We start from the raw sequence: 7,087 nt of genomic DNA, 5'->3' as shown, positions 1-7,087 counted from the left end.
GCGTCGGTCGTGGTGCGCACCTTCTCCTCGTAGTAGATGAAATTGCGCTCGAAGAAGATCACGGTGGCGCCAGGCACGGGGGCGCCTGACCGGTCGCGCACCTGGCCTTCGAGAATGCCGTTGTCGTTGAAGGCGATGTAGATATTCCACGCCAGCACGATCGCGACGAGCGTCAACGGCACGGCGACGAAGCGATGGCGGAGCAGGCGCCAGTTCATCCCTTGGTCGCTCCCGAGGTCAGGCCGCGGATGAATTCCTTCTGCGCCATGAGGAAGATCGCGAGGCCTGGCACCAGGACCAGCACGACGAAGGCGTAGAGCGCGCCGGTGGTGTCCTCCATCACAGAGAGGAAGCGGGCCAAGCCGAGCGGCAGGGTCTGCATCTCCGGCGTACGGGTCACGATCAGCGGCCACAGGAAGGCGTTCCACGACCAGATGAACGTCAGGATCACGTTGGTGGCGATCGCCGATTTCGACAGCGGCAGCAGGATGCGCACGACGATGCGCCATTCGCTCAAGCCATCGACCCGGGCGGCATCGATCAGCGAGCGCGGCACCGCCTCGAAGCTCGCCTTGAAGACGAAGATGCAGATGATTGTCGAGAGCAGCGGCAGGGCGATGCCGAGCCAGGTGTCGAGCACGCCGAGCCAGGAGGTGATCAGGTAGGCAGGAATGATGGTCGCCTGGAACGGGATCAGCATGCAGGAGAGCAGCAGCAACACGACCCAGCGCCGAGCGGGAAAGTCCCTGGTGAGCGCGTAGCCGGCGGCAACGTTGAACAGCAGGCTGCCGGCAATCGCCATGGCCGAGACGATGAAGCTGTTCAGCAGGTAGCGCGGGAACGGGATCAGGTACCAGACATCCACATAATTGAAGAGATGCGGGTCGGCCGGGATGATGCGCGGCGGATAGGCGTAGATGTTCTCGCCAGTGAGCGACGTCTTCAGCACCCAGTAGAACGGGATCAGCATCAGGATCGACACGACGATCATGATGACATGGCGCGGCCAGGCAGCGGGCGGCTTCATGGCCTAGCGCTCCAGGCTGCCGGCGTTGCCGCCGGACAGTCGGTTGGCGAGCACGGTGAGCACGATCAGCAGCAGGAACTGCACAACCGTGAGCGCGGCGGCGTAGTCGAAGCGCGTCTGGCCGAAGCCCGCCTTGTAAATGTAGGTGATCAGCAGCTCGGTGGCGTGGCCCGGCCCGCCGTTGGTCATGACGTAGATCAAGTCGAAGCTGGTGAAGGAGTTCAGGATGCCGACCACGATGCAGAGGAAGATCGAGGGCCGCAGCAGCGGCAGCGTGATGCGGAAGAAGCGGGCGTAGGCCGGCACGCCGTCGACCCGGGCGGCTTCGTAGAGATGCTGCGGAATGCTCTGCAGCCCGGTCAGCAGGATGATCATGTAGAAACCCAGGATCTGCCAGAAGTCGGCGAGGATCACCGAGGGCAGCGCCCAGTCGAAGCTCTGCAGGAATTTCACCGGCTGGTCGACGATGCCGGCCGAGCGCAACACGTAGTTGATGAAGCCGCCGCGCTCGTCGTAGAGCCAGCGCCAGATGATGCCGACCGCCACGGTCATCAGCGGATAGGACAGGAAGACGATGGTGCGGTAGATCGCGGCGCCCTTGAGGTCGCTGTTGACCAACAGCGAGATGGCGAGCGCGGCGACGATGGCGAGCGGCGCGCAGCCGATGAAGATCAAGGTGTTGAGGAGCGCGTCCCAGAAGACGTCGTCGTCGAGCACCATCTCCTCGTAGTTCTCGAGTCCGATCCATTGCGCCGGCTTGAGCGGCGACCAGGCATGGAACGACAGCCAGACGTTCCAGCCGAGCGGCAGGATGCGATAAAGGAAGAAGATAAGGAGCGACGGCAGCAGGAAGCAGACGACGAGCGCCAGCTCACGCGTCCGCTTGCGCTCGAACCAGGTCATCATGCGCTCCTCCCCAGCTGCGCTGGGGAGGTGTCCGCGTCAAATGGCTTTTGGCCGATTGCGGCCAAAATGCCGACGCGGGCGGAGCGGTCATGCTCATGTGGCCCGCGGGCGTCCCGCCCGCTCATGATCATGAGCGAACGGGACGCCCGCGGTCCACATGAGCATGACCCCTCCGCCCCGTATGACGGGGCACCTCCCCACTGCGTGGGGAGGGGAATGAAAATCCTCACGCCCGGCGCAGCTCGCGGCTGACGCGGCGCTCGGCGTCGGCCAGCGCCGTCTTGGCGTCCTTGCGGCCGAGCATGGCGCTCTGGAACTCGGGCCAGAAGGCGTCCTTGACGCGGCTGTCGTTGCCGAGCCGCCAGTTGCCGCACATCCGGTCGGTGTACTCGAGCTGCGTCGAGAGCACCTGGAAGGCGAGCGGATCGTCCTTCTGCAGACGCGCGAGCTGCGCCTTGTCGACGGCCTTGTTGCCGGTAAGCAGGTTTGCGATGCGGGCGAAGTCGCTCGCCACCGCAGCATCGGTCAGGTACTTCACGAAGTCCCAGGCGAGATCGGGATTCTTCGAGCCCTTGGAGATGCCGAGCCCGTGCGAATTGGGCGTTGCCCAGTTGCCCGGCATCTGCGCCGCGCCCAGGGTGTCGCCGTTTATCCACGGACCCTTGCCCTTGATCCAGAAGAAGGCCGGAGCATGGGCGTTCAGCATGCCGACGTTGCCGGTGGCGAAGGCCTCGTTGGGCTCGACCCAGCGCCCGGTCCACGAGATCGGGTTGATCGCGCCGCTCTTGGTCGCCTCGGCCAGCCGGGTCACGACCTCGGCCGCCCTGGGCGTATTGAAGGTCGCCTTCTTGAGGTCGGGCGACAGCAGCTCGACGTCGTTCATGCGCAGGAGCGGCCAGTACAGCCAATCGAAGTTGAGTGTCATCAGGCCGGTCTTCTCGGCCCCCTTGATCTTGCCGGCCGCCGACAGGATCTCGTCGAAGCTCGCCGGCGGCTTGGCGAGGCCGGCCTCCTTGAAGCGCGTCTTGTTCCAGAACAGCAGGGTCTTGGAGACGTAGTACGGCACCATGTAGTTGGCGCCCTCGTACACCCAGTTGGCGAGGTAGGCCGGCTCGTAACGGTCCTTGAGCGCGGCCTCGGCGGCGAGCCGCGAGGTGAGGTCGAGCAGCGCGCCTTGCGCGGCGTACTCGAGGCCGAGCGCGCCCTGGATGTCGATGATGTCGGGCGGCGTGCCGGCAGCGAGCTGGGTCTGGTAGTAGGCCGGCAGCTCGGGGCCCTTCTTGTCGACCCATTCGACCTCGACACCGGGCCGTGCATCGACGAACCCCTTGATCCAGCCCTTCAGCTTGCCTTCGAGATGCACGAGATTCCAGGTCAGGTAGGTGATCTTCCTCGTCCCCTGCGCGATCGCGGGCGCCGCCAGGAAAGATGCAGCGGAAAGCGCCGCTGTGGATTTCAGTAGCTGCCTGCGTTGCATGGCCGTCCTCCTCTCGTTTCCTCTCCCGTTCACTTCATTTGCCTGCTCATTTCATTGGCAAGTTGCGGGCAGTCGGCGTCCCGTCGCCCGGTCGAAAACGTGCAGGTTCGCCGGCTCGGCGGCAAGCTTCACCGTCTCGCCGGCGCGCCGCACCTGGCGCGGCGCAAGGCGGGCGATCACCAGCGTTCCGGCAACTTCGAGCGAGACCAGGGTGTCTGAACCCAGCGGCTCGACCACGGTCGCCTGGCCTTCCAGCAGCAGTGGCCCGTCGCCCGTATGCCATACGAGATGCTCGGGCCGAACGCCGATCAGCAGGTCCTGGGGCGGGCGATCGGTCCGCGGCAGGTTTTCCCCCGGCAGGGCCTCCGCCGGCACGAGATTCATCGGCGGCGCACCGATGAAGCCTGCCACGAAGACGGACGCCGGCGTCTCGTAGACGTCCTCCGGCGCGCCGATCTGCTCGATCCGGCCGTGATTCAGGATGACGATGCGGTCGGCCAGTGTCATCGCCTCGACCTGGTCGTGCGTGACATAGATCGTCGTGGTCGCCACCCGCTCGCGCAGGCGCTTGATCTCGGTGCGCATCTGCACCCTGAGCTTGGCGTCGAGGTTACTGAGCGGCTCGTCGAACAGGAAGACCTTGGGATCGCGCACGATGGCGCGGCCCATGGCGACGCGCTGGCGCTGGCCGCCCGAGAGCTGGCGCGGCATGCGCCGGACCAGCGCCTCGATGTCGAGGATGCGCGCCGCCTCGTCGACCCGGCGGCGGATCTCCTGACGCGGAAAGCCGCGATAGCGCAGCGAGAACGCCATGTTCTCGAACACCGTCATGTGCGGATAGAGGGCGTAATCCTGGAACACCATGGCGACGTCGCGATCCTTGGGATCGAGCTCGTTGACGACCCGCCCGTCGATGGCGATCTCGCCCGCGGTGATGTCCTCGAGGCCGGCGATCATGCGCAGCAGCGTGCTCTTGCCACAGCCGGAGGGGCCGACGAAGACGACGAACTCCTGGTCGGCGATGTCGAGATCGACGCCGTGCACCACCTCGGTCTGGCCGAACGACTTGCTGACACCGCGAAGGTTGAGCCCGGCCACGTCTCTCCCCTCGGACCGTCACACCTGCGAACGACCATAGCACGCAGGCCACGATTGCCAGAATCCCGGGACCGAGCTTGCGCTCGCGGAGTAGACACATCCGCTTTCCTCCTCCGTAATCTGGGGAGGTGCCCCGCCATGCGGGGCGGAGGGGGAGAGCCTCACGCGAGGTCTATGAAGTTCCGACGTCGGAATCCGAATCGCCTCGACTGTGGCTCTCCCCCTCCGCCCCCTGCGAGGGCACCTCCCCCGATTACGGGTCCGACTACGGGGAAGGAGATGCAGAGGGAGGTATCAACATGCGGATCGGACTGGTGGGCTACGGCGCCTGGGGGCACATGCATGCGGCAGCCATCGGCCGCATCGACGGGCTCTCGCTTGCCGCCGTGCTGTGCCACAGCGACCAATCGGCCACGCTCGCCAGGCAGGAGTTGCCGGGCGTCGTGGTCCATCGCGACCTCGCGACGCTGCTCGCCGATCCGGCCATCGACCTGGTCGACATCGTCGTCCCCAACCATCTGCATGCCGGCATGGCAGTGGCGGCGCTGGAGGCCGGCAAGCACGTGCTGCTGGAAAAGCCGATGGCCACGACCATCGTCGACGCCGAGCGCATTGTTGCGGCCGTCGAGCGCTCGGGCCGCTATCTCGGCGTCGGGCTCGAGCTGCACGTCTCGCGGCAATGGGCCAAGGTGCGCGCGCTGATCGCCGAGGGCGCGATCGGCCGGGCGAAATACGCCAACCTCACCCTGTTTCGCCGGCCCTTCCGAGGTGGCTCGGGGAACTGGCGGCGCACCTCCAGCACGGTCGGATCGTGGATCCTCGAGGAGCCGATCCACTATGTCGACCTTCTGCTGTGGTACTTTCGCGAGCACGGCCTGCCGGTCGAGGTGTCGGCCGATGGCGTCCCCTCCCCTGTCGGCGCCGGCATGTACGATGCCTTCACGGCGACGATGCGCTTCGCCGACGGCGCCTATGCGGTGTTCTCCCAGTGCCTCGGCGGCTTCGAGCATTCGCTGGTGCTGGAGATCGCCGGCGACCAGGGCGCCTTGCGCACCTGGTGGTCCGGTGCCATGGATCGCACTCATACGCCCGACTTCGAGCTCAAACTCCGGCGCGCCGGCACCGAAACGGCCGAGACCGTCCCCATCGAGAAATCGGGCGAAGTGTTCGAGCTCGAGGAACAGCTGCGACGCCTGGTCGACGACGTGCCCCGGCGCACACCTCTCGTTTCCGCCTGCGACGCCTTGCCGAGCCTCAGGATCTGCCTCGAGATCGAGCGCGCGCTCGCAGAGTGCCGGGCGGTCAGGCTCGCGTGGCCGTAGCGATCGCGCGACGGCTCCATTCGATGCGCGATATTCGGCGCGCGACTTTCGTTGACGGCCCGCTCGCAATGCGGGGATCCTCGCCGCATGGACCTGCCCTCCGCCTACGTCACCGGCGCCTTCGAGCATCCGACGCGACATGCACCCGACAAATCGATCGCCCAGCTCCATGCCGAATGCGCCCTCGGCGCCCTGGCCGATGCCGGGCTGAGTCTCGGCGACATAGACGGCTACTTCTGTGCCGGCGACACGCCGGGCGCCAGCCCGCTCTACATGGCGGACTATCTCAATCTGAAGCTGAGGTGGCTCGACGGCACCGAGTCGGGCGGCTGTTCCTATCTCATGCATGTTGCCCACGCTGCCGCCGCCATTGCCGCACGCCAGTGCGACGTGGCGCTGATCACCCTGTCGGGGCGGCCGCGCAGCGAGGGTCAGGCGACCGGCACGGCGCCGCGCGCCGGCAGCAGCAGCCAGGCCGACGAGCCATTCGAGACTCCCTACCGGCCGACGATCGCCGGCATGTACGGCATGTTCGCCAAGCGCCACATGCACGAGTTCGGCACGACGGCCGAGCAGCTCGCCTGGGTCAAGGTGTCCGCCTCGCGCCACGCCCAGCACAATCCGAACGCCCTGCTGCGCACCGTCGTGACGGTCGAGGACGTGCTCGCCTCGCCGGTCGTCTGCGACGGCATCCGCCGCCTCGATTGCTGCGTCATCACCGACGGCGGCGGTGCCGCCATCCTGACGCGACCAGAGATCGCCCGATCGCTGAAACGGCCGCTGGTGCGAGTGGCCGGCACGGGCCACACCATGCACACCCAGAACGGCGGCTACATCGATGCAGTACGCACCGGCGCCACGGCCTCCGGCGCGGCGGCGTTTGCCGAGGCTGGCGTGACGCCGCAGGACATCAGGTATGCCTCGATCTACGACAATTTCACCATCATGGTCGTCATGCAGCTCGAGGACCTCGGCTTCTGCCCCAAGGGGCAGGGCGGCCGCTTCGTCGCCGAGGGCAATCTGATCTCGGGCGTCGGGCGGTTGCCCTGGAACACCGACGGCGGCGGCTTGTGCAACAATCACCCGGCCAATCGCGGCGGCATGACCAAGCTCATCGAGGCGGTCCGCCAGCTGCGCGGCGAGGCGCACCCCGCGGTTCAGGTGAAGAACTGCGACATCGCGCTGGCGGCCGGCCCTGGGCGGGTGGTCGGCAGCGGCCACGGTCACGCGACCGTCGTTCTGGTCCGGGAGTGATGC

At 66.6% G+C, this 7,087-nt stretch carries 7 protein-coding genes; 2 read left to right on the top strand and 5 right to left on the bottom strand.

Annotated elements, in window-relative coordinates:
* From AB7O82_RS22680 to AB7O82_RS22660, 5 genes are all read right to left on the bottom strand, one after another.
* The coding region (locus AB7O82_RS22680) for a carboxypeptidase-like regulatory domain-containing protein (protein ID WP_428550688.1) at window positions 1-218 on the bottom strand (218 nt) is incomplete at its 3' end.
* Window positions 215-1,027, bottom strand: a complete 813-nt coding sequence (locus AB7O82_RS22675; RefSeq protein WP_428550685.1) for a carbohydrate ABC transporter permease — start codon at window positions 1,025-1,027, stop codon at window positions 215-217. The genes AB7O82_RS22680 and AB7O82_RS22675, both read right to left, overlap by 4 nt.
* A 3-nt stretch (window positions 1,028-1,030) precedes the next feature.
* Window positions 1,031-1,933 (bottom strand): carbohydrate ABC transporter permease, encoded by a 903-nt coding sequence (locus AB7O82_RS22670; RefSeq protein ID WP_428550682.1) that lies wholly within the window; start codon window positions 1,931-1,933, stop codon window positions 1,031-1,033.
* 226 nt (window positions 1,934-2,159) lie between these two features.
* On the bottom strand, window positions 2,160-3,410 hold the full coding sequence (locus AB7O82_RS22665) for an ABC transporter substrate-binding protein (protein ID WP_428550680.1): 1,251 nt from the start codon (window positions 3,408-3,410) through the stop codon (window positions 2,160-2,162).
* A gap of 51 nt (window positions 3,411-3,461) precedes the next feature.
* Window positions 3,462-4,508 carry an ABC transporter ATP-binding protein gene (locus AB7O82_RS22660; RefSeq protein ID WP_428550677.1) on the bottom strand — a complete coding sequence of 349 codons (1,047 nt, stop codon included), beginning with the start codon at window positions 4,506-4,508 and terminating at the stop codon, window positions 3,462-3,464.
* Window positions 4,509-4,807: 299 nt separating this feature from the next.
* Between AB7O82_RS22660 and AB7O82_RS22655 the strand changes: the two genes are divergently transcribed.
* Together AB7O82_RS22655 and AB7O82_RS22650 are read left to right on the top strand one after the other, a co-directional pair.
* Window positions 4,808-5,830, top strand: a complete 1,023-nt coding sequence (locus tag AB7O82_RS22655; protein WP_428620229.1) for a Gfo/Idh/MocA family protein — start codon at window positions 4,808-4,810, stop codon at window positions 5,828-5,830.
* An 87-nt stretch (window positions 5,831-5,917) separates the two neighbouring features.
* The gene (locus AB7O82_RS22650) at window positions 5,918-7,084 is read left to right on the top strand and encodes a thiolase domain-containing protein (RefSeq protein WP_428550672.1); all 1,167 of its coding nucleotides are present in this window, start codon (window positions 5,918-5,920) and stop codon (window positions 7,082-7,084) included.
* The last annotated feature ends 3 nt before the right edge of the window (window positions 7,085-7,087 follow it).

Origin of the sequence: Reyranella sp., from assembly GCF_050185545.1 — a bacterium.
Lineage (GTDB): Bacteria > Pseudomonadota > Alphaproteobacteria > Reyranellales > Reyranellaceae > Reyranella.
This window is presented reverse-complemented; position numbering and strand designations above follow the sequence as displayed.